The organism is Enterococcus sp. AZ077, assembly GCF_051714965.1.
Classification (GTDB): Bacteria; Bacillota; Bacilli; order Lactobacillales; family Enterococcaceae; genus Enterococcus_B; species Enterococcus_B hirae.
Genome location: NZ_JBIOSX010000001.1, coordinates 1,644,901 through 1,665,532 on the forward strand (window position 1 = coordinate 1,644,901; position 20,632 = coordinate 1,665,532).

The 20,632-nt window shown below is 37.4% G+C and carries 18 protein-coding genes; 3 read left to right on the forward strand and 15 right to left on the reverse strand.

Annotated elements, in window-relative coordinates:
* The first annotated feature begins 200 nt into the window (after nt 1-200).
* Nucleotides 201-1,760: a ClC family H(+)/Cl(-) exchange transporter gene (locus IGL28_RS07510; protein WP_010737720.1), complete on the forward strand. Its 1,560-nt coding sequence runs from the start codon at nt 201-203 to the stop codon at nt 1,758-1,760.
* Between the two features lie 109 nt (nt 1,761-1,869).
* On the opposite strand, the gene IGL28_RS07515 is transcribed toward IGL28_RS07510, so the two are convergent.
* The 8 genes from IGL28_RS07515 to IGL28_RS07550 all read right to left on the reverse strand — a co-directional run bounded on the left by IGL28_RS07515 (nt 1,870) and on the right by IGL28_RS07550 (nt 11,046).
* Nucleotides 1,870-2,109, reverse strand: a complete 240-nt coding sequence (locus IGL28_RS07515; protein ID WP_010718979.1) for a hypothetical protein — start codon at nt 2,107-2,109, stop codon at nt 1,870-1,872.
* Nucleotides 2,110-2,137: 28 nt separating this feature from the next.
* Entirely contained in the window at nt 2,138-2,746 is a 609-nt protein-coding gene (locus IGL28_RS07520) for a hypothetical protein (protein WP_010718978.1), read from the reverse strand.
* A 22-nt stretch (nt 2,747-2,768) separates the two neighbouring features.
* Complete coding sequence (locus tag IGL28_RS07525; protein WP_010718977.1) at nt 2,769-3,293, reverse strand: hypothetical protein; 525 nt, start codon at nt 3,291-3,293, stop codon at nt 2,769-2,771.
* A 12-nt stretch (nt 3,294-3,305) separates the two neighbouring features.
* Nucleotides 3,306-5,501, reverse strand: a complete 2,196-nt coding sequence (locus IGL28_RS07530) for a hypothetical protein (protein WP_081127471.1) — start codon at nt 5,499-5,501, stop codon at nt 3,306-3,308.
* A gap of 265 nt (nt 5,502-5,766) precedes the next feature.
* Nucleotides 5,767-7,698 (reverse strand): PTS fructose transporter subunit IIABC, encoded by a 1,932-nt coding sequence (locus tag IGL28_RS07535; RefSeq protein WP_081127469.1) that lies wholly within the window; start codon nt 7,696-7,698, stop codon nt 5,767-5,769.
* A complete protein-coding gene (gene pfkB / locus IGL28_RS07540) occupies nt 7,695-8,630 on the reverse strand; it encodes a 1-phosphofructokinase (RefSeq protein WP_010718974.1) in 936 nt (311 codons plus the stop codon). The genes IGL28_RS07535 and pfkB overlap by 4 nt, the downstream gene beginning before the upstream one ends.
* Nucleotides 8,627-9,382 (reverse strand): DeoR/GlpR family DNA-binding transcription regulator, encoded by a 756-nt coding sequence (locus IGL28_RS07545; RefSeq protein WP_010718973.1) that lies wholly within the window; start codon nt 9,380-9,382, stop codon nt 8,627-8,629. The genes pfkB and IGL28_RS07545 overlap by 4 nt, the downstream gene beginning before the upstream one ends.
* A gap of 359 nt (nt 9,383-9,741) precedes the next feature.
* Nucleotides 9,742-11,046 carry a hypothetical protein gene (locus IGL28_RS07550; protein WP_232088639.1) on the reverse strand — a complete coding sequence of 435 codons (1,305 nt, stop codon included), beginning with the start codon at nt 11,044-11,046 and terminating at the stop codon, nt 9,742-9,744.
* A 159-nt stretch (nt 11,047-11,205) separates the two neighbouring features.
* On the opposite strand from IGL28_RS07550, the gene IGL28_RS07555 reads away from it, so the two are divergent.
* Complete coding sequence (locus tag IGL28_RS07555) at nt 11,206-11,355, forward strand: SPJ_0845 family protein (RefSeq protein ID WP_010737727.1); 150 nt, start codon at nt 11,206-11,208, stop codon at nt 11,353-11,355.
* A 60-nt stretch (nt 11,356-11,415) separates the two neighbouring features.
* Here IGL28_RS07555 and yihA read toward each other — a convergent pair whose 3' ends face one another.
* The 7 genes from yihA to IGL28_RS07590 form a co-directional block, all read right to left on the reverse strand.
* Nucleotides 11,416-12,003, reverse strand: a complete 588-nt coding sequence (yihA, locus tag IGL28_RS07560; protein WP_010718969.1) for a ribosome biogenesis GTP-binding protein YihA/YsxC — start codon at nt 12,001-12,003, stop codon at nt 11,416-11,418.
* Between the two features lie 436 nt (nt 12,004-12,439).
* Complete coding sequence (clpX, locus tag IGL28_RS07565; protein ID WP_010718968.1) at nt 12,440-13,690, reverse strand: ATP-dependent Clp protease ATP-binding subunit ClpX; 1,251 nt, start codon at nt 13,688-13,690, stop codon at nt 12,440-12,442.
* Nucleotides 13,691-13,869: 179 nt separating this feature from the next.
* On the reverse strand, nt 13,870-15,156 hold the full coding sequence (gene tig / locus IGL28_RS07570) for a trigger factor (protein WP_010718967.1): 1,287 nt from the start codon (nt 15,154-15,156) through the stop codon (nt 13,870-13,872).
* A gap of 146 nt (nt 15,157-15,302) precedes the next feature.
* Entirely contained in the window at nt 15,303-16,244 is a 942-nt protein-coding gene (locus tag IGL28_RS07575) for a hypothetical protein (protein WP_010718966.1), read from the reverse strand.
* 114 nt (nt 16,245-16,358) lie between these two features.
* Nucleotides 16,359-17,012: an RDD family protein gene (locus tag IGL28_RS07580; protein WP_053766778.1), complete on the reverse strand. Its 654-nt coding sequence runs from the start codon at nt 17,010-17,012 to the stop codon at nt 16,359-16,361.
* 2 nt (nt 17,013-17,014) lie between these two features.
* Nucleotides 17,015-18,043, reverse strand: coding sequence for a signal peptide peptidase SppA (gene sppA / locus IGL28_RS07585; protein WP_081127466.1), 1,029 nt, complete (start codon nt 18,041-18,043; stop codon nt 17,015-17,017).
* A 12-nt stretch (nt 18,044-18,055) separates the two neighbouring features.
* The gene (locus IGL28_RS07590) at nt 18,056-18,346 is read right to left on the reverse strand and encodes a hypothetical protein (protein ID WP_010737730.1); all 291 of its coding nucleotides are present in this window, start codon (nt 18,344-18,346) and stop codon (nt 18,056-18,058) included.
* Between the two features lie 399 nt (nt 18,347-18,745).
* Between IGL28_RS07590 and glmS the strand changes: the two genes are divergently transcribed.
* Nucleotides 18,746-20,554 (forward strand): glutamine--fructose-6-phosphate transaminase (isomerizing), encoded by a 1,809-nt coding sequence (glmS, locus tag IGL28_RS07595; protein WP_128427688.1) that lies wholly within the window; start codon nt 18,746-18,748, stop codon nt 20,552-20,554.
* Nucleotides 20,555-20,632: the final 78 nt, after the last annotated feature.

A 20,632-nucleotide genomic window follows, 5' to 3' on the forward strand; every position in this document is an offset into this window, starting at 1 on the left:
AATTATAGCATTTCCCCAGCTTTCATTAAAGCATATATTATCTATGAATAGGGTAGTAATAACCGCAATCTGATCACTGCAAGCGAAATGAAAATTTGTTTGCAAAGCGATGAATTTGCAATGAAAAAATTTTTTCTTTTCTTTTCCTCTTGTAAAAAAGAAAAAATCACGCTAAATTAAATTGAAACGAGGGATTAGCAATGAAAGCAAAAACATTATTTAAACATGTCGACAAAACACAACTATATTATATTTTAAAAGGGGTCTTAGTTGGGTTGCTCACTGGCGGTATCGTTAGCATTTTTCGCTTGGCAATTGAGAAATTTGGTGAATTAACCGAACAAGTTTACCTTCATAGTCAACAAGAACCTTTATATTTAGCATTTATCTTAGCAGCTTCAATTATTATTGCTATTTTTGTGGGATTTCTTATCAAAAGCGATCCCGATATTAAAGGAAGCGGCATTCCCCAAGTCGAAGGACAATTACAAGGAGAATTAACAGTCTCATGGTTTTCTGTTCTATGGAAAAAATTTATTGGAGGCGTGTTATCAGTTGGTTCCGGTTTATTCTTAGGTCGAGAAGGTCCATCAATCCAGTTAGGCGCAGTGGTGGGTGAAGGAACAAGCCAATTATTAAACAGCTCTTCAGCTGAAAAGAAAATTCTTATCTCTAGCGGAGCGAGTGCGGGATTAGCAGCAGCATTTAATGCACCGATTGCTGGGTTATTATTTGTTTTAGAAGAAATCCATCATTCTTTCTCTCCATTAGTTTGGCTGACATCCTTTACATCAGCGATCACTGCTAATTTTGTGTCACTTTATTTTTTCGGTTTGAAACCTGTATTGTCTCTAGGAAAAATTCCGTCTTTACCGTTAAAATATTATGGTTTTTTAATTATTCTAGGTATTATTCTCGGTGTGCTAGGGTATATTTATCAAATCGTTTTGCTAAGCTTACCAAAATTTTATCGAAAGCTGCCGATTCCTGCACACTTTCACGGAATCGTTCCTTTTCTTTTAGTTTTGCCGATTGGCTATTTTTGGCCAACAATCCTAGGGGGCGGAAACCAGATCATCATCACTTCAGGACATGCCTTTTACCCATTAACATTGATTGCAGGTCTATTTATCTTACGGTTTTTCTTTTCTATGGTTTCATATGGCGCCAGTTTACCGGGCGGGATTTTTTTACCAATCCTAACTTTAGGTGCGCTGATTGGAGCATTTTATGGAGGGGCTTTAGTGAACTTAGTTGGTATGAATCCGATTTATGTCAAAGACTTTCTCGTGATTGCGATGGCAGGTTACTTTACAGCAATCGGAAAAGCCCCGTTGACTGCAATTATCTTAGTAACGGAGATGGTCGGTTCTTTGAATCATTTGATGCCTTTAGGTGTCGTTTCACTCTTCGCTTACGTTAGCAATGATTTATTAGGAGGCAATCCGATTTACGAATCTTTACTCGAGCGATTGATTCAACAAGAAAAACAACCAATATTAGTCGGCAAAACAACCTTTGATTTTCCAATCACTGCGGAAAGTACATTGGATGGACGAATGGTCAGAGATTTCAATTGGCCAAAACATATGTTACTCGTTTCCATTATTAGAGGAAATAAAGAGATTTTGACTCATGGGGATACAATCATGAATGTTGGCGACATTTTAGTCATCTTAACCGATGAACGTCATCTTTCAAGCGTACGGAAAACGATTGTTGCTCGCTCTTCGATTTTAACGACGAAACAAGCCTTTTAGGCAATAAAAATTTGCTCTTACGATTAGCCAGTATGCTAGTGGTAAGAGCAAATTTTTATTTTATAGGGAAATACAACCAGTATCTTTATCTTTAAAAAAACTTTTCATTTTATTCTCTTTCTTTATTTCCCCAAAAATACTTCACTGTAATTGTTACTCCTACAAGGAATATTCCCAAGAAACTAATCATTAAACTGTCTGTGTCCGTTGTTTTGGGGAAGGTACTCATCGTTTTTACTTCTGTTTTAATCACATAACCTGGTTTTTGAGCCCCTGCACTTTCTTGCTGGTCATTTGGCAGTTCGGCATCAATTCCAAGTGATCCTTTTACGTCAAGTGTTGCCTTCATATTATCCCTTCTAACTTTTTTAATCAGTTTAAGGCGCTGCTGTCCAAGATACAGCATCTAATTGCAACGTCAAATTGAACGTTGGTGTACTCTTGGTTGCTGTGGTAGAAGATACTGTTCCAGCATAATTGAAGGTGGTCGAAAAAGCATTATTTGCGGTACCATTTGCAGTTAGTTTTCCTTCATTGTTTGCTAATGTAAAGAGTTTGACTGGTGTCGTCGCAAAATCTGTGAGTGTTCCTGCGGCGATCAAGGAAGTGTTCGTTGCTGCTGGAGAAACAAGATTTAGACTAGAAATTTCTGTGATACTTTCGGCATTTGTTTGCGCGAAATCTGCAATGGATACATCAACTGGACGTCCCGATTTATTTTCAATATTATAGGTTGGAGATTCAATATCATTTCGCCCGCTTACGTTATAGAATATGGTCGCTGTATCTAATGTCACATTGATCCAATTGTCATGACTTTCCTCAATCGCTTCTTCTGGATCTGTGTTATCTAATCCAATCGTACCATTGATTTGAATATCGGCTTGGTCAACACCAATCACGTCTTCCGCTTGAACCATTGCGGGCGCAACAAATCCAACAAAACTCCCACTAAACAACATACTTACAAGTACTTTTTTCATCATATCAATAAACCCCTTTTATTTTTTATTCAACTGTTAATGTAACTCCTGCAGCCACTTGACCTTTTTTTTCATTGGTGTCTGGGTCATACAAACTAAATAAAGCAACTGATGGATACTCCCCCTTTTCTAATGCCTGTTCCAACGTGACATTTTTTATTTCATACCCGGGCTGAATCGCACCGGAAGTATAAACAAGTTGATTGTTCTTTTTTTCTCTAATTTCTACATTGATCGGATAGCCATTTTCACTGGGATTTTTTATCATCAATTCGCCGCTCCCTGTTTGTCGATCGATTTTCGCTTCAGGTGAGATAACTAAATTGAATTTGCTTTTATCTACTGCAACCTGCGCAATTTTTTTCTTTTCAGAGTCAGAGATTTTTTGGGCATCTTTCCCAGCGGGTAAAAATTCGCCACTAACAATAGTAACGGGCTCTGGTTTTGCTTGAAGATAATAGCGGTACACTAGCCAGCCACTTAGCAACAACAATAATCCTAGTAGAATGAGTAGTACCTGTTTTTGTTTTTTCCGTTTTGTTTCTTCCATTGCTTTTCTCCTTTATTCTTTAGCTGATAGTTGATAAGTAAAGGCATAACTAGGATAATATTTTTGTAAAATGTTTCCTGAAAATTCTCCAGCTAAATAAAGTTCAATTGGTTCTGTTAAAAAAGGGGCAATTTCCAATCTGTCCACATTATTTTGCCCGACAACCAACGGTCCCATCGTTGTCCCATCAGTGGCAACAAGATTAAGAATCAACTCGTTATGATTTCCGCCAGAAAATTGATTGACTAGCACAACTGATGAATCAGCTGTAAGATCTTGAACCGTGCCAATCGTAAAATCAATGGGATAGTTACTCGAACTAATGATTGGTTTGGTCGAAGATGCCGTGTCGAATGCACCTTCTGTTTTCGATTCAAATATCATTTCTAAAGGTACTTCCACACTTAATGGACTTTTGACTACTTCCACCTGTTGTTCTACCCAAAGGCTTTCAGTTAAATAGGCTTGAAGTTCGGGATCATCGTTGACGGCACCAGCTATTTTTGTATAGACAAAATAAGTTCCAGCTGGTAGTTTTTCTTTTGTCCATGTCATTCCCGCGGTTTCTTCGACTGCGATCATCCCATCTGTATTTTCATCAGCAATCTCAACTTGTTGTTGTGCTTCCTCAGTCGTTAAATCGGTTTCACTCCAAAGTTGTTTCGTACTTAATTTAAACGTCGTTGCCTTTCCTATCCGACTGGCTGGCTCATAAGCATTGATCGTAGTGTCTAATTGACTTTGTCCGACCGCTACACTCGGCTGTGCTTTCCAATCGGTAATATTGATTTTTTTTTGATAGATTGCTTGTTTTAGAGCTGTATTTGTAAAGTAACTGTCATTTAATGTAGCTGTACCAGCTCCTACTACTTCCTTTTTTTGTAAACTTTGATCAGTTGCTAAATAGCTAAATTGATAGCCTCCTATTTCTCCTGCTACTCCATCGATCCGGTTAAATGTCATATTTCTAGCAAACAAGCCGTTGGTATTAGAAGTATTTTGAAAACGAACAAAATCGGGCTCATCCGCATTCATTACAACATTTCCATTTGAATTGAATCTGCCTTGGCTGATCATTGAAGTTTGTGAATTAGCGCCAAAATTGATTTCTGCTGCTTGACCATTCGTAAAATTCATTGGCTTGTTACCTGTTTGTTCATACAAAAATTCAGCATTTTGACCAATCGTAAAAATTAATCCTGTCCCATCATAAGAAAAATAATCTTTGCTTGATGTCAATTGCACATTCGCATTTTCTTCAAGAGTGACTCGTATTTTCCGATCACCCGATCCGCCAGAAGCTGAACCATAAAACAAAGCGAGATTCGTACTCGTTTGGTGGTTGATAATCGTCGTCGAATCTTTCGCAAATGTAATGTTGTTTCCTTCCATGAACTCTTCGCTGTTTGCTCCTGCTTCACTGACAAATTCATTTTTCCCCTCAAAGGTGAAGGTGGATTCTGTATGCCAAGCTAGAAGTGGTTGCGCCCCGGTCTTGCCATAATAATTGACGTTTTCAAAAACCGCGTCAAATGAGAGGACAGATAAACTTCCAGCCCCTAAGATCCCGTAGTAAGATTGGTTGCCATAGATAACGCCATTTTCATCAGTTAGTGTCGCGCTTCCAAAATTCATGTTTTTCAATTTGATTCTTAATCCACTAATCTTCACTCGATAGCCAGTATTCGAAGCGGTTGAGTTGGAAGCGTTGGTATATAGCATATGATGATTTTGACCATCGATCTCGACATTTTTATAAAACTCAAAAACATCCGCATCTGTATACACGATGTCTGCTGTCAAAGCAACATAATAGGTTCCCGAACCTGAATCATTATTGATCTCACTCATTACCCTAATTAATTCATCTGCTGTTGCTGCAGTATAAGGACTTTCTAATGATCCTTCTCCAACCAAAGGACTAATTGCACCAATTTCGTCGGACAGTTCAGCGTTTTCTGCTAACACTTGTTTTGTTTCTTCGCTGCTTGTTGATGCTTCGGTGATTTGATTATTGACATCTTCATGGGATTCTTCCGTAGTTGTCTCAAAGGAAACGGAGTACTCATCACTTGTGCTCGTTTGCACATTGTCATGGAGATTTACACTATTCTCAGAATTTTCTTGTGCATCAAAGTCATTGACTGGGACAATACTAGCACAAAGAATAAAGAGCGATAAAACAACCCATTTTGTACTTTTTTTCATATTCCCCTCCTCTATAACCATTCTTTTTTTATATAAAAGCGCTTTTGATTAACATTAGATTACAAAAAAATGATACTATACACATTTATATCCGTCAATAAATAACTAATTTCTAATCACAAATCCTATATTTATGCATCTATTGATCAATTTCGCTTTCCATTTTTTAATTTTCAAAAAATTTGCATTTAATCTCACAAAAAAACCTTCTTACGAAAATTATTGTTAAATTCCGTAAGAAGGTCTCATATTTATAAATTGAAAATTATGCTGTTGTTACTGTTGGTGATTTTCTTAGTAAACCATAAATCACACCAGAAACGATTGCACCAATAGCGATGAATGCTAAGTACAAGACTGGATGACTTAACAAGAATACAACGAAAATCCCACCATGAGGAGCAAGTAATTTGATACCGAAAGCACCAACTAAACCACCTGTTAAAGCAGAGCCAATAATGAAACTTGGAATGGCGCGGATCGGATCAGCTGCTGCAAATGGGATCGATCCTTCTGTTACAAAGGACAAGCCCATCACAATATTCGTTAGACCAGCATCTTGATCTGTTTTACTAAATTTATTTTTGAATAAACGAGTAGCAACAAAAATTGCTAATGGTGGAACCATCCCACCAGCCATAACAGAAGCCATCACGACACTACCGCCAGTCGCAACAGTTGTTGCTAGCGTAGCTGTACCGAAAACATAAGCCGCTTTATTAATTGGTCCACCTAAGTCAGCAGCCATCATTCCTGCAAGTAAAGCTCCAAGTAACGCAGCGTTTGAACCGCTCATGCTTGTTAAAAATCCGTTTAATGCATCATTGATTGCTTTCATCGGTACATTAACCAACAACATCAAGAAACCGGTAATCAACAACCCAAACACGGGATAAAAGAGAATCGTTTTGATTCCGTCTAATGATTTAGGTAATTTCTTGAATAGTTTGCGCAAGAACACAATGACATATCCAGCTAAGAAACCGCCGATCAAAGCTCCTAAGAAGCCTGCACCGCCAGTATTAGCTAATGCACCAGCAGCAAAACCAACAATCAAACCAGGGCGATCCCCGATACTTGAAGCAATAAATCCAGCAAGAACTGGTAACATGAAACCAAAAGCAGCTTGACCGATTTGGTTGAACCAGCTGGCAATTTGATTATAATTCCCAAGGTTTGCAAGCTGATCTTGTGGTACACCCATAAATTGGTCTACCATGAAAGAAAGAGCAATCGCAATCCCACCGCCAATAACAAACGGCAGCATATGAGAAACACCATTCATCAAATCTTTATAGATTCGTTGACCGACGGTTCCTTCTGCATTTCCTTCATCAGAACCAGTATCTTTCCCTTGTCCATGATAAACTGGTGCAGTACCGCTTAAAGCAAGATTGATCAGTTCTTCTGGCTTACGAATCCCGTCGCTAACCGGACGATTGACAAGTTCTTTCCCGTCAAAACGATCCATGGCAACTTTTTTATCTGCAGCTACGATTACACCATCCGCGCGAGCGATGTCTTCAGCTGTCAATAAGTTTTTAACGCCTTCTGATCCGTTTGTTTCAACTTTGATCTCTACGCCCATTTCTTTCGCTTTTTTCTTCAAAGCATCTTCCGCCATATAAGTGTGGGCGATTCCTGTTGGACAAGCGGTTACTGCAATAACAAACTTGCTCTTAGGATCAACGGTTGCAGCTTCAGCTTGTTTTGCCTGTTCTGCTTTTTCTTCCGCAGCTTTTTGATCTTCCGCTGTTTGGAATAATTCTTGTACAGCTTCTGGTGAATCTGCTTCTTTTAATTTTGCAACAAAATCTGGATCCACTAAAAGGCGGGATAAAGCAGCTAACGCTTGTAAGTGTGTATCATTTGCGCCTTCTGGAGCTGCGATCATAAAGAATAGGTAAGTCGGCTGACCATCTAATGCCTCATAATCGACCCCTTTGTTACTTTTAGCAAATAGTACGGTTGCTTCTTTTACTGCTGCATTTTTTGCATGAGGCATCGCAATGCCGTCACCTAGTCCGGTAGAAGTTTGCGCTTCTCGTGCTAAAATCCCCTCTTTATAGGTTTCAATATCTGAGATTCTTCCGGCAGCAAACATTTTTTGGACCATTTCATCAATTGCGCTTTTTTTATCAGTTGCTTGTAGGTCCATGATCATTGCATCTTTGATCATTAAATCTTTGATATTCATGATAATCCTCCTGAAAACGAATCTATTTTTGTTATCTCAACTTCTGGTAACAGTTCATCAATCAATGCTCTAGAAGCTAAATCATCAGAAAATGCTGTCGCACTTCCACAAGCGACTCCCCATTTAAATGCTTCCACTGGATCTTGATTTTTGCTATAAGCACCAATAAATCCAGCAATCATTGAATCTCCTGCACCAACCGAGTTTTTTAACGGGCGAACTAATACGTTTGATCGGTAAGCACCTTCATTAGTAAATAACAAGGCACCATCTCCCGCCATTGATATCAAGACATTTTGTGCCCCTTCAGCTAATAGTTTCTTACCATATGGCAAAATCTCTTCCACACGATCAAAGTGTGTCTGATATAATTCGGCTAATTCATGGTTATTAGGTTTGATCAACAATGGTCTTTTAGCAAGAGAATTTTTTAGATCATCTCCAGTTGTATCAATCACAAAGTCTGCTTCTTTTTCACGAATGATCTCAATCAATTCTTGATAGAACCCTTTTCTTAAGCTGGCAGGAGTACTACCAGATAAGACAACGATGTCCCCTTTGTTCACAACACTTAGCGCTTGCTTGAATGATTGGATTTCTTCATCTGAGATCGTTGGGCCTAAACCATTGATCTCCGTTTCAGAATCAGATTTTAATTTGATATTGATCCGAGTATCTGATTGAACTGTTGTAAAAGAAGTTTGGATTGTTTCTTTTTCCAACCACTCTGCGATAAAGTTTCCTGTAAAGCCTCCTAAAAAACCAAGGGCTGTCGAATCAGAGTCAATTCTTTTCAAAATTCGAGAAACATTGATCCCTTTTCCGCCAGGAACTTTAAAGTCTTCTTTCATTCGATTCAATTCCCCGATTTTTAACCCATCGACACGTACGATAAAGTCAATCGACGGATTTAATGTTACTGTATAAATCATTGTATAGCTGCCTCCTTGATAGTTGTCCGTTCCCGATAATCGGTAACAAATTCCAATGGACAACGTTCGGTTACGATCGTGGCTGCTTCTAAAGGTGCCACAGAAGTGAAACTAAGCTTGTTGAACTTAGAATGATCAATCAGGACGAAACTTTCTTCCGCATTTGCCATTGCTAGACGTTTCACGGCTGCTTCTTCCGGATCTGGCGTTGTAAATCCACGGTTCAAGTCAACACCGTTCATTCCCATAAACACTTTATTAAAATAGAAATTTTTTAACTGGCTGATTGTACTATTTCCTAGTACAGCATTTGTTGATAATTTAACTTGTCCACCTAATATGATGGTGGGAAGTTGCAAATCAACCAAACTAGCTGCATGTTTCACTGAATTAGTTACTACCGTTACCTTTTTCTCTTGCAAATATGGGATCATTTCTAACGTCGTGGACCCAGCATCTAAATAAATAACGTCATCGTCATTGATTAATTGAGCTGCTAATCGAGCGATTGTTTGTTTTTCTTGAACGTTTTTGAGCGTTTTTTCACTCATATTCTGTTCAAACCCTAAAAGTTGCCCTTTTTTCGCGCCACCATGGATTCTTTCTAACAGACCATCATTCTCCAACTCTTGCAAATCACGTCTAATCGTTGATTCAGAAGCGTTTAGAAGTGTTACTAAATCTTGAGATTTCACTATTTTATTTTGTTCTAACAAGTGTAGTATTTTTTGTCTGCGCTCTTCTGTAAGCATTTCCACGATCACCTCACGACATATAGTAGCATAATTCTTTTTATTAATCAATAAAAATCATTCAAAAACATTCACAGACAATCTAAAACATTCAAAAAAGAGTCTGAACTTTCAACTGGTCCAGACTCTTGATTGGTTGTAAAGAAGTACGAACGGTATTCGCTGTACGATTCTTCCACAACCTTTTATATGCTTTATTTTCTATGCACTAAATAATAGTACCTTCCTAATCCAATGAACATAATGATAAAGCCCAAAATTGATCGTACAGGGATGTTGGGAAGAAAGAACATCAAAAAAGCTACAAATGCTGTAGGTAACATGACCCGATAATATAAGTGTTTATCCATGTGCTCACCTCAAATTTTTTGTAATGTCGCAAATTTGTTTAACTTGGGATAATCATAGATTTCTACTCTAAGATGATTTACACCTTTTTTCACGTCAAAGCTTAAACGTCCTCGTCTTTTTCTTATTCGCTTAAACTGAATATCTGATAGTTTTTCGCGAATTTCATTCAATGGGAGCTGTGTCAAATTTTCAGTAGGTACGTATAATCGTAAAGTAACTAAATATTCTTGATATTTTTCATCGTCAACTGCGATCTCTAAGTATTCTCTTATATAGTAGCAATAAGCTTCGATCCCATCATCTAAAGAAATACGGGGATCAATCACTTTGTAAAACATCATCTGCGCCCGCTGCTCATCTACCCAAGGAAAATAAGCTTGTGTATTCAACCGCCCTCTTACTCGCTTTTCGTGGTATTCATCATTGACAAAATTATAACTTCGAGTAACGAAGAACGTCGCATCCTTTTTCTGAGTCGGTTGCATTCTTTCATTTTGGTATTGAACAGATTGAATACTTTGATCGGTATAAGCATACTCAATGTACGGGGCTTTCAAAAGCCCAACACCATTGTCCCAAGAAAGATGATCAAATCCCAATTGGTCGCGATAATAGGTCTGAAAATGTCGATTCGTTTCCTCGGCCCATTTGAAAGGGTCACGATATAATTGAATACAGATCACACCATTTTGTTTCTCTTTTACAAATTCCACTTGTTGGACATCTAAAAATACTTGTTTCGGAATGATGCGATAGTAGTAAGAGCTGTAATACATTTCCCAACAAGAAGTAAAGCATAATCCCTCATGAGATAGATCGTAACCAGGCAATTGATTACAATCAATCACAACCGCTCCCGATCGTTCTCTCATCTTTGGCAACTTATCAATAGCTTCTTGTGTTTCAAACTTCAACCGTTCTTCAATTTCTTTAATATTATGATACTTAAATTCATTGTATGAACGTAAGTAAGCAAATACGCCATTTTTATCCATTTTAAGCTGGATATAATCTCTGATCACCGATTCATGTTGTAAGAAAATATTCTTCTCCAAAATATTCTTAATGATCAATTGTTGACCATCAAAATGAAAACGACACTCATTCGTTTCATTTTTTACAGTCAGCCAACCAAATGCGAACTGAGATTCCTGCATTGCTTCCTTTTTAAAGGTTGTCCATTCAAATATTCGTGCTGTCTGATGAGAAGTCTGAAAAAATGAGGGACTAAACATCATCCGAATAAAAAAGAACCAATCTTCCAATTCATTTTCTCTTTGACTTTGATTCAAATTGGTTAATTGAATCGTCATTAATAATTGTTGTTCTTCCACTCTGCTCTCACTCCTTTCAAATTGTTTTATAATTAAATTATAACTAAGCATAAGAAAAAACTAAAATTTAACGACTTCCAATTATTTTAGTAACTATCCATGGTAGAATAGAAACAAATAATCAAAGAGGTGAATAATTTGGGGCTTAAATTTGAACGCACAGATAATCTTGATAAATTATTTGAATCCTTTGCTGTTGATCCAGAAAAAACAGTTGCTTCAAAAGAAGAAATCGATCGCTTTTTGAAACCAAAAAATGACGAAAAAAAAGAACAGACAAAAAAATAGAAAAAAACTAGTAGCAAGCGAATGTTCTCCTCTTTGAGTCCTTCGTCTGCTACTAGTTTTTTATTCTGAAATTGCTTCTTCAATTGCCTGCCAAGCTTCTTCTTTTCCTTGCTTTGTGACAGAAGAAAATAAAATAAACTGATCATTATTATCAAAATCCAACGCTTTTTTGATTTCACTTTCATGCTTGTTCCATTTTCCTCGTGGTATCTTATCCGCTTTAGTCGCTACGACAATCACTGGAATATCGTAATATTTCAAAAATTCATACATCTGGATATCCTCTTGGGAAGGTTTGTGACGTAAATCGACTAAAGAAACGACTGCTCGCAACTGCTCTCTGGTCGTAATATATGTTTCGATCATTTTACCCCATTTTGCACGTTCAGTCTTTGATACTTTGGCATAACCATAACCAGGGACATCGACAAAGTGTAACGCATTTTCAATCAAATAAAAATTCAATGTTTGGGTCTTACCTGGTTTTCCCGAAGTGCGAGCTAAATTCTTTCGGTCAATCAACGTATTGATAAAAGAAGACTTTCCGACATTTGAACGCCCTGCTAAAGCAATTTCTGGTAAATCAGATTCTGGGTATTGTTTTGGTGCAACTGCACTAATCACTATTTCTGCTTGATGTACTTTCATAAAATCTCTCCTAAAAAAGGTCGTTGAAGAAGAAATGAACTCTATCGAGATGAGAGAAGATTGTTTAATATCACTTTATTAAACAATCTCTGATAAACGAAGAGTCGCTTCTTAAACGCCGTGTAACAGGTTGCGAGAAGCATGAATTGATTCGTTCTTTAAAGAAAAAAATCTCGAAACAGCTTCTCATGTTTTGAGGTTTTTTAATTTCATTCTAAGATTCAACGATCGAAAAACTGCAGTTGATTGCGGAAAGTACGTTTTTACATAAACGAAAGTCATCTTCCCTATTTGTCGATTTTGAGTAATCACAACGTTGAATCGCCTGCTGTCAATAGAATGCCTTAATCATTAATCAATAGTTTCGATAAAAAGACAAAGCTGCCGCAAAAGCAATAACTAACTTTCACGACAGCACTCCAGCTTCTATCTGCTTTTATCCCGCTTTTTTCTCAGAATCTTTATAAACGACAGTCGGTTCTCCTGTTAATTCAGCAGCTTCTTTCGTAATGATCACTTTTTCGATATTCTCATTAGATGGGATGTCAAACATAATATCCATCATGATTTCTTCGATGATCGAACGTAGTCCACGTGCCCCAGTATTTCGGGCAATTGCTTTTTCAGCGATTGCTGTTAATGCCTCTGGTTCAAATTCTAATTCCGTATTATCCAAAGCAAGTAATTTTTGGTATTGTTTGACCAAAGCATTCTTTGGCTCTGTCAAAATACGCACAAGATCTTCTGTCGTTAATTTTTCAAGTGCTGCCATTACTGGTAAACGACCAATAAATTCAGGAATCAAACCAAATTTCAATAGATCTTCTGGAATGATTTCTTGCATGACACTTTCGCCATCTGCTAATTTTTGATTTTTAGTCCCGAAACCGATTGTCTTTTCTCCTAGACGATTTTTAACAATTGTTTCAATCCCATCAAACGCACCACCTACGATAAACAAAACATTTGTCGTATCGATTTGGATAAATTCTTGATGAGGATGTTTCCGACCGCCTTGAGGGGGAACGCTGGCAACTGTCCCTTCTAAAATCTTCAATAAGGCTTGTTGGACACCTTCACCTGAAACATCTCGAGTAATTGAAACATTCTCGCTTTTACGAGCAATTTTATCGATTTCGTCAATGTAGATGATCCCTTTTTCAGCTCGTTCCACATTGTAATCAGCTGATTGCAATAATTTCAATAGGATGTTTTCGACGTCTTCCCCAACATAACCAGCTTCAGTTAAACTGGTTGCATCAGCGATCGCAAAAGGTACATTTAACGTTTTAGCTAATGTTTGTGCCAAGAAAGTTTTCCCTGATCCAGTAGGACCGATCAGGCAGATATTACTTTTTTGCAGTTCAACATCATCTGCATCTTCTTGGGATTGTTGATTAACACGCTTATAGTGATTGTATACTGCTACAGCTAATGAACGTTTCGCACGATCTTGACCAATCACATAATTATTTAAGACTTCCAAAATTTCTAATGGTTTTGGTACTTCTGTGAATTCACGTACCGCTTCTTCATAAAATTCTTCATCAATGATTTCTTTGCATAGGTCAATACATTCATTACAGATGTAGACCCCTGGACCAGCCACGATTTTTTTTACTTCTTCTTGTGTTTTCCCGCAAAAAGAACAACGTACGGTCTCATTGCCACTTGGATTATCATACATGGTCTTCACCCCTTAACTTGCATCATAAATGCAAGAAACTATCACAGACTTTACAGTCTTTTACTATCATACCATAATTCAAAAAAAAGCAAAAGCACTAAACAAGAACCAAAAATCGAAAATATGCAAAAAGAGGAAACCTCTCAGTTTCCTCTTTGATAAAATGCAATAAAAGATGATTATTTTGCTTCAGTAGCAGTTCCAGTAATCAAATCGATTGCTTTTTTCATTGTCACATCATGTTCCAACATATCTTCTGTTAACACTCGTTTGATTTGTTCGATTGGCATGTTGTATGTCTCAGATAATTCTTGGATTTCAGCGTTGATTTCTTCTTCTGTTGCTGCTAGTCCTTCTGCTTTAGCGATAGCTTCGATTACAAGATTTGTTTTTGTGCGTACTTCTGCTTCGCCTTCAAATTGTTTGTGCAAGTCTTCTTCTGTAGAACCAGTTAATTGGTAGTACATGTCAGGAGAGATTCCTTGACGTTGCATGTTGTTCAAAAATTCATCCATTGAACGGTGTACTTCATCGTGAACCATCACGTGTGGCAGATCAACGATTTCTGCATTTTCAACAGCTAAGCGGATTGCAGCTTCATCTTTTGCGTCTTCTGCTTCTTTTTCTTTTGCTTCTGTCAATTCTTTTAGATATTTTTCTTTCAATTCTGCTAATGTAGAAACTTCATCATCTACATCTTTTGCAAATTCGTCATCTAATTCAGGTACTTCTTTAGCTTTTACTTCATGAACCGTTACTTTGAACACTGCTTCTTTACCAGCAAGGTCTTCTGCTTGATAGTCTTCTGGGAAAGTAACTGTTACATCTAAGCTTTCACCTGATTTTTTACCGATCAATTGATCTTCAAAGCCAGGAATGAATGAACCAGAGCCTAGTTCTAGTGAATAGTTTTCACCTTTTCCGCCATCGAATGCTTCGCCATCAACAAAGCCTTCAAAGTCAATCACTACAGTATCGCCATTTTCTGCTGGAGCATCTTCTTTGATTACTAATTCTGCTTGAGCTTCTTGTTCACGTTTGATACGTTCTTCCACATCCGCTTCAGTAACTTCACGGTCTTGTTTTTCAACAACTAAATCTTTATATTGACCTAATTTCACTTCAGGTTTAACTGTTACTTCAGCAGTGATCACCCAATCTTGCCCTTTTTCCATGCTTTCAACATCGATTTGAGGTTGTGATACAGGTTCGATACCTGCTTCTTTAACTGCTGCTTCATAGCTTTCAGGTAAGACAGCATTCAATGCGTCTTCATAAAGAGCTTCTTCTCCGTACATACGGTTGAATACTTGGCGTGAAACTTTCCCTTTACGGAACCCTGGTACGTTCAAGTTTCCTTTAACTTTATTAAACGCAGCTGTCAATCCTTTTTGAATTTCATCTTGCGCAATCGTAAATTTTAAAACACCATCGTTTGTGCCTTTTTTTTCAAATGTTGCAGTCATTTAGTTCCCTCCGAGTTTAGAAAATTCATTTTATACATCAAAAACGTTTCATGCATACCCTTAAATAGTACACTAACCCTTTCAAATTGTAAACATATTGAATGGTTAGAATCCACGTTTTTCATGACTTTTTTATCTGATAAGTGTCAACGGTCACTTTGAAAGAGCAGCATTTCCCTTAAAATATTTCCCCTTTTTTCTAGGAAATCTGCTTCCTCTGCTTCTGTTTGTCTATTATTATAGTTTGGATCATACATGCTAAGTGTATCAGCAAACCATTTTTTGGGATCACCGACATATGTATCATAAACAGGATAAAGAAGAGCGGATTGCATCATAAATTCTTCTTTTAGCACTGTACTAAGATAGGCATCTTGATCTTCATAAGCTTCTGCTAATCGCATTAACTGTTCATAAGCCTTCTGCTTTTCTGGTTTTGGTAATGTTGCAGGTATGACTTCTATAAACGTCTGATCCATCGTTAAATAAACAACTGGCTGGTGTTTCTTCACTTGCACGAGTGACTCTAACATTTTTGCTCGCACTAATAAGTGGATTTCTGGTAAGATAATCATTTTTTTGATTGTTTGTACCAATTCATGATAAGGCAACTCTTCAATCTCAGAAACAACCAAAAGTTGTTCTGCAGGTGGCATTGTCGGCATTTTTTCAACACTAAGATGAATCTTACGTATTTTTTGACGGTCATTTTGACTCGTGAAATTTTCTGCTTGTTGGATCTTCTCTACCATGAGTTGCTCAAATAAATCAGAAAAATCATAGCTGGCAATTAACTTGCGAGCATAAAGATAATCTTTTGTTTGGATCAGCAGATCAAAATAAAAAGCTGCCACTTTTTCATCTGTCAGGTAGTCATTTTCATAAGGAAACGCCTGATTCAGCGCTTCTTTTTTTTCATCTAGCTCAACTAAGCAAAGGACAAGTAGACGATTCGCCTCAAATGTTCCTTTAAGCTCCAATGCTCGTTGTAAAAATGTCTTTGCTTGTAAATATTGATGATCAGCTAATGCTTGTTGCGCTAGACGCATAAGATTTTCGTATTTATCAGGAAAATCAATCGGCTCCAATGTTCGTTCTCCCTTCGACTCTTTGCCAGTAAAATCATGAATAAAACTATAGTATCAAACATAAAAAAACATGACAATCTTTTTTAGATTGCCATGTTGAAAAAATAAAATGAATCAAGCATTAATTTCTTGATTAAAGGCTTTGACTAGATTTAGCGTGACTACACTCGTATTTGAAAAATAATCACCAATATGCTGTTTTCTTTGATTAAAGATTGTCGGTAAATAGCCAACAAAAAGTAATGGGAATTTCAAAATGAACCGACAAGCGCCTTCTCTCACCAGCACTGTTGTCCAACTCAAATCTGATTCATTAAAGCAAATCACACGAATCCCAAAAATCATTTTTCCAATCGTTTGACCATGATTTAATTTCGTGAATAAAATAAAATAACCAAGGTAAATCAGCAAAGCAGCAAAACCATAAATACTTAAATAAGAATCGGATACTTTTAACCAGTCTAAATTAGCCGCTAATCCAATGGTCAACCGTGTGATTGAGCCAATACAAATCAGATCCACAATAAAAGCGAAAAATCTTATCCAAAATCCTGCATAAAAATATTTAGGAAAGTCATTTACATTGATTTTCTCCTCTTTATCTTCGGTATACTGTTGCCATTGTTGTTGCTTTACTTTGATTTCACTTTCAGATAATGGTTTTTCTTTAAAAGATTGCAGTACTTTTTGAGAAAAGCTCGGATCTGGCCCTACAGCAGGACGATCTGCCTTGTTATGTGAAGTTAAATCTTCTGGTTGCTTCGTCATGCTTACTCACCTCCGTAATAATACATTGCCTTTGGTGATTGAACGGTTCCTTGATTTTCTAAGAAAGACAAGATTTGACTTGTTTCAGAAGCTTTTAGGCCTTGAAGCTGAGCAAGTTTCGAACCGAACCATGTGTTTGCAAAACCAGTAGTATTCGTTTCATATTCTACTAACTGAGCGTTTTCTAAATGTTGCTCACTTCTCATCGCTTTTAACGCGTCTTGTGGATACCCAATTTCATCCACTAATCCGACTGCTTTCGCCTGTTCTCCATCATAAATACGACCATCCGCAATTTTTCGGACTTCTTCTTCTGATTGATTTCGTCCAGTACTGACTACTTTGACAAATCGATTGTAGGCATTATCGATATAAGTTTGTAAGACTTTTTGATCTTCTGGCGTTTGTGGTCTAGTACTTGAACCCATATCTTTCAATGCACCACTTTTTACCGTCGTATCCTCGATCCCTAATTTTTCTAAAAGACCAGAATAATTAAGACCTGACATGATGACACCAATGGACCCAGTGACTGTTTCCTCTGTTGCATAGATTTTATCTGCTTGGGCTGAGATATAATATCCGCCACTAGCAGCTGTATTTTTCATACTGACATACATTGGAATATTTCGTTCATTTCGGATATCACTGATTGTCTTAGCTATTTCTGCACTTTCATAAACACCACCACCAGGAGAATTGACTTCTAACATCATCCCTTTGATCGTTTTATCTTCTTTTATAGCATTTAATTGCTCCATAAACTTAGCGTGATTGTATCCTTCTGTTGCAAACAAACCTGATGTTCCATCACTAGTGATCGTCCCATCAACAGTCAATTTTACGATTTTTTCTGAACTATCTCCTTCTTCCAGAACCGTGGGCGATAATTCATTAGTGCCATATAATAAGCTATTCAAACCACTCATTTGCTTTTCTTCTTTTGAATTTGACGTCAGGCTAGATGATACCAACGAAACAACCAATAAGCCTGTCGCAATCAACACTGCTATCCAACGCTTTTTATTCATACTCTCCCTCGCTTAATATAAATTTTTGATAACGATCACTGTTTCTTTTTCTCCAGTTGCATTCATTTTTTCTGCTTTTTCGACTAATGTAAATCCATTGAACTTCTCTTTTGTCCACTCATCTTCTACTACGAATTGTTGCGCTTCTCCAATAGTCAACGCATCAGGCGCAATTTCTTGGATACTATCCCAACCAGTATCTAAAAAGATTTTGGTTTCATCATCCACTGTATTTACTTTTTCAAGTTCGGCCAACTGTTTTTTTAGCATGCCTAATGTCAAGACTGCGATATTTGATGCCATTTTTCATCCTCCTTCTTTTACTTACTCTCATATTGTACCGAAGTCTGCAAAAAGATGATAGTCAAAACTTCATTTCGATCCTCCCGCCACAACCATATAGACCAATTTTATTTTTTCTCTTTTTTATTGACAAACATCACACAACAACGTTATCATTTAAGAAGTTTCCAGAAAAATACGAAAAAGGAGTTTAGATATACCATTCTCATTTTAAGGAATAGCGCCTGGTCTGTAGTTACAGATGACGAGGAAAGGGTTTATCGAAATATTCGGCGGATGACCCTAGGGATTGCACTCTATAGGATCGATCAAAACCTATCTGTGAAGATAGAACAAAAATCGATTCCAGCAGCTGGAAACTTTCATAATGATTATATTATAGAAAGTAGGATGTTTTTTATGTGTGGAATTGTCGGAATGATTGGATTAGAAAACGTAACACCAGGATTGATCAATGGTTTAGAAAAATTAGAATATCGGGGATACGATTCGGCTGGAATCTTTGTTGCGAATCATGAAAATGATTTTTTGGTCAAAGCACAAGGTAGAATTCAGAACCTAAAGGATAAGCTAACAAACGAAACAGCGGGAACAATCGGAATCGGTCACACTCGTTGGGCAACTCATGGCGAACCTTCTCAAAAAAATGCGCACCCTCACACTTCTCAAAGCGGACGTTTTGTTCTTGTCCATAACGGTGTAATTGAAAACTTTGCTGAACTAAAAAACGATTATTTAGAAACGGATCAATTTTCAGGGGAAACGGATACTGAGATCATTGCTCATCTTATTGAATTTTTTGCAAATGAAGGACTGGATACAAAATCTGCCTTTGTCAAAACACTTCAATTAATCAAAGGTTCTTATGCTTTCGCATTAATTGATCGTACTCTGCCAGATCAAATTTTTGTCGCTAAAAACAAAAGCCCTCTCTTAATTGGTCTGGGAGACGGATTCAATGTTATCGCCAGCGACGCAATGGCTATGCTGGCTTATACGAAAGAATTTGTTGAAATTGAAGATGGCGAATTAGTGATCGTCACTAAAAATGAGATTTCAATCGAAACGATCTCAGGTCAACCAGTTGAACGAACTTCTTTTGAAGCACAAATTGATGCAGCTGATATTGAAAAGGGCACTTATCCTTACTACATGTTGAAAGAAATCGATGAACAACCGATCGTTATGCGAAAGATTGCCCAAACTTACGTGAGCCATGAGAATGAAGTACTGATGGACAAACAACTTTTAGAAACAGCTAAAAACAGTGACCGTATCTACATTGTTGCTTGTGGAACGAGTTACCATGCTGGCTTAGTTGGAAAACCTATTTTAGAACAATTAACCCGTATTCCTGTGGAAGTCCACCTTGCAAGTGAATTTGGTTATAATTTGCCTTTACTTTCAGAGAAACCATTTTTTATTTTCTTAAGCCAAAGTGGAGAAACAGCAGACAGTCGACAAGTACTCGTGAAAATGAATGAATTGAGTTACCCATCATTGACGATCACTAATGTACCCGGCTCTACTTTATCAAGGGAAGCTTCTTACACTCTTTTACTACATGCTGGACCTGAAATCGCCGTGGCTTCAACAAAAGCTTATACTGCTCAAATCGCTGTTTTAGCTGCACTTGCTAAAGGAATTGGTCATGAAAAAAATCTTTCTTCAGCTAGAGAATTCGATCTAACGCACGAGCTTAGTATCGTAGCGAATGGCATGGAAGAACTAATTTCTCAAAAGGACTACTTACAGGAGTTAGCAGCTGACTATCTAATGGATGCAAGAAACGCTTTTTATATTGGACGTGGAACAGATTATGCTGTCTCTTTAGAGGCTGCATTGAAGTTAAAAGAAATCAGTTATATCCAAGCAGAAGGTTTCGCAGCTGGAGAATTAAAACATGGTACGATCGCGCTGATTGAAACGAACACACCGGTTATCGGGATGATCAGCGAAGAGATAACAGGTGCACACACGAGAGGAAATCTAAAAGAAGTGGAAAGTCGTGGAGCAAAAACATTGGTCATGGCTACAAAAGGCTTAGATCGATCAGATGACCAATTAGTATTGCCTGTTGTTCATCCTTTACTCACTTCATTAATCACAGTGATCCCTACACAATTGATTGCCTACTATGCGACCTTGCTAAGAGGTCTTGATGTTGATAAACCGAGAAATTTGGCAAAATCAGTGACCGTTGAATAGGAAAAAGGTTAAAAAAATATAGCATGTATCACCATGAAAAAAGCCAAAAAACAATGAAATTTAATTTTCATTGCCTTT

Coding starts and splice junctions, on each gene's coding strand:
- IGL28_RS07510 (WP_010737720.1), top strand. CDS start 201: ATGAAAGCAAAAACATTATTTAAACATGTCGACAAAACACAACTATAT.
- IGL28_RS07515 (WP_010718979.1), bottom strand. CDS start 2,109: ATGAAGGCAACACTTGACGTAAAAGGATCACTTGGAATTGATGCCGAA.
- IGL28_RS07520 (WP_010718978.1), bottom strand. CDS start 2,746: ATGATGAAAAAAGTACTTGTAAGTATGTTGTTTAGTGGGAGTTTTGTT.
- IGL28_RS07525 (WP_010718977.1), bottom strand. CDS start 3,293: ATGGAAGAAACAAAACGGAAAAAACAAAAACAGGTACTACTCATTCTA.
- IGL28_RS07530 (WP_081127471.1), bottom strand. CDS start 5,501: ATGAAAAAAAGTACAAAATGGGTTGTTTTATCGCTCTTTATTCTTTGT.
- IGL28_RS07535 (WP_081127469.1), bottom strand. CDS start 7,698: ATGAATATCAAAGATTTAATGATCAAAGATGCAATGATCATGGACCTA.
- pfkB (WP_010718974.1), bottom strand. CDS start 8,630: ATGATTTATACAGTAACATTAAATCCGTCGATTGACTTTATCGTACGT.
- IGL28_RS07545 (WP_010718973.1), bottom strand. CDS start 9,382: ATGCTTACAGAAGAGCGCAGACAAAAAATACTACACTTGTTAGAACAA.
- IGL28_RS07550 (WP_232088639.1), bottom strand. CDS start 11,046: ATGACGATTCAATTAACCAATTTGAATCAAAGTCAAAGAGAAAATGAA.
- yihA (WP_010718969.1), bottom strand. CDS start 12,003: ATGAAAGTACATCAAGCAGAAATAGTGATTAGTGCAGTTGCACCAAAA.
- clpX (WP_010718968.1), bottom strand. CDS start 13,690: ATGTATGATAATCCAAGTGGCAATGAGACCGTACGTTGTTCTTTTTGC.
- tig (WP_010718967.1), bottom strand. CDS start 15,156: ATGACTGCAACATTTGAAAAAAAAGGCACAAACGATGGTGTTTTAAAA.
- IGL28_RS07580 (WP_053766778.1), bottom strand. CDS start 17,012: ATGACGAAGCAACCAGAAGATTTAACTTCACATAACAAGGCAGATCGT.
- sppA (WP_081127466.1), bottom strand. CDS start 18,043: ATGAATAAAAAGCGTTGGATAGCAGTGTTGATTGCGACAGGCTTATTG.
- IGL28_RS07590 (WP_010737730.1), bottom strand. CDS start 18,346: ATGGCATCAAATATCGCAGTCTTGACATTAGGCATGCTAAAAAAACAG.
- glmS (WP_128427688.1), top strand. CDS start 18,746: ATGTGTGGAATTGTCGGAATGATTGGATTAGAAAACGTAACACCAGGA.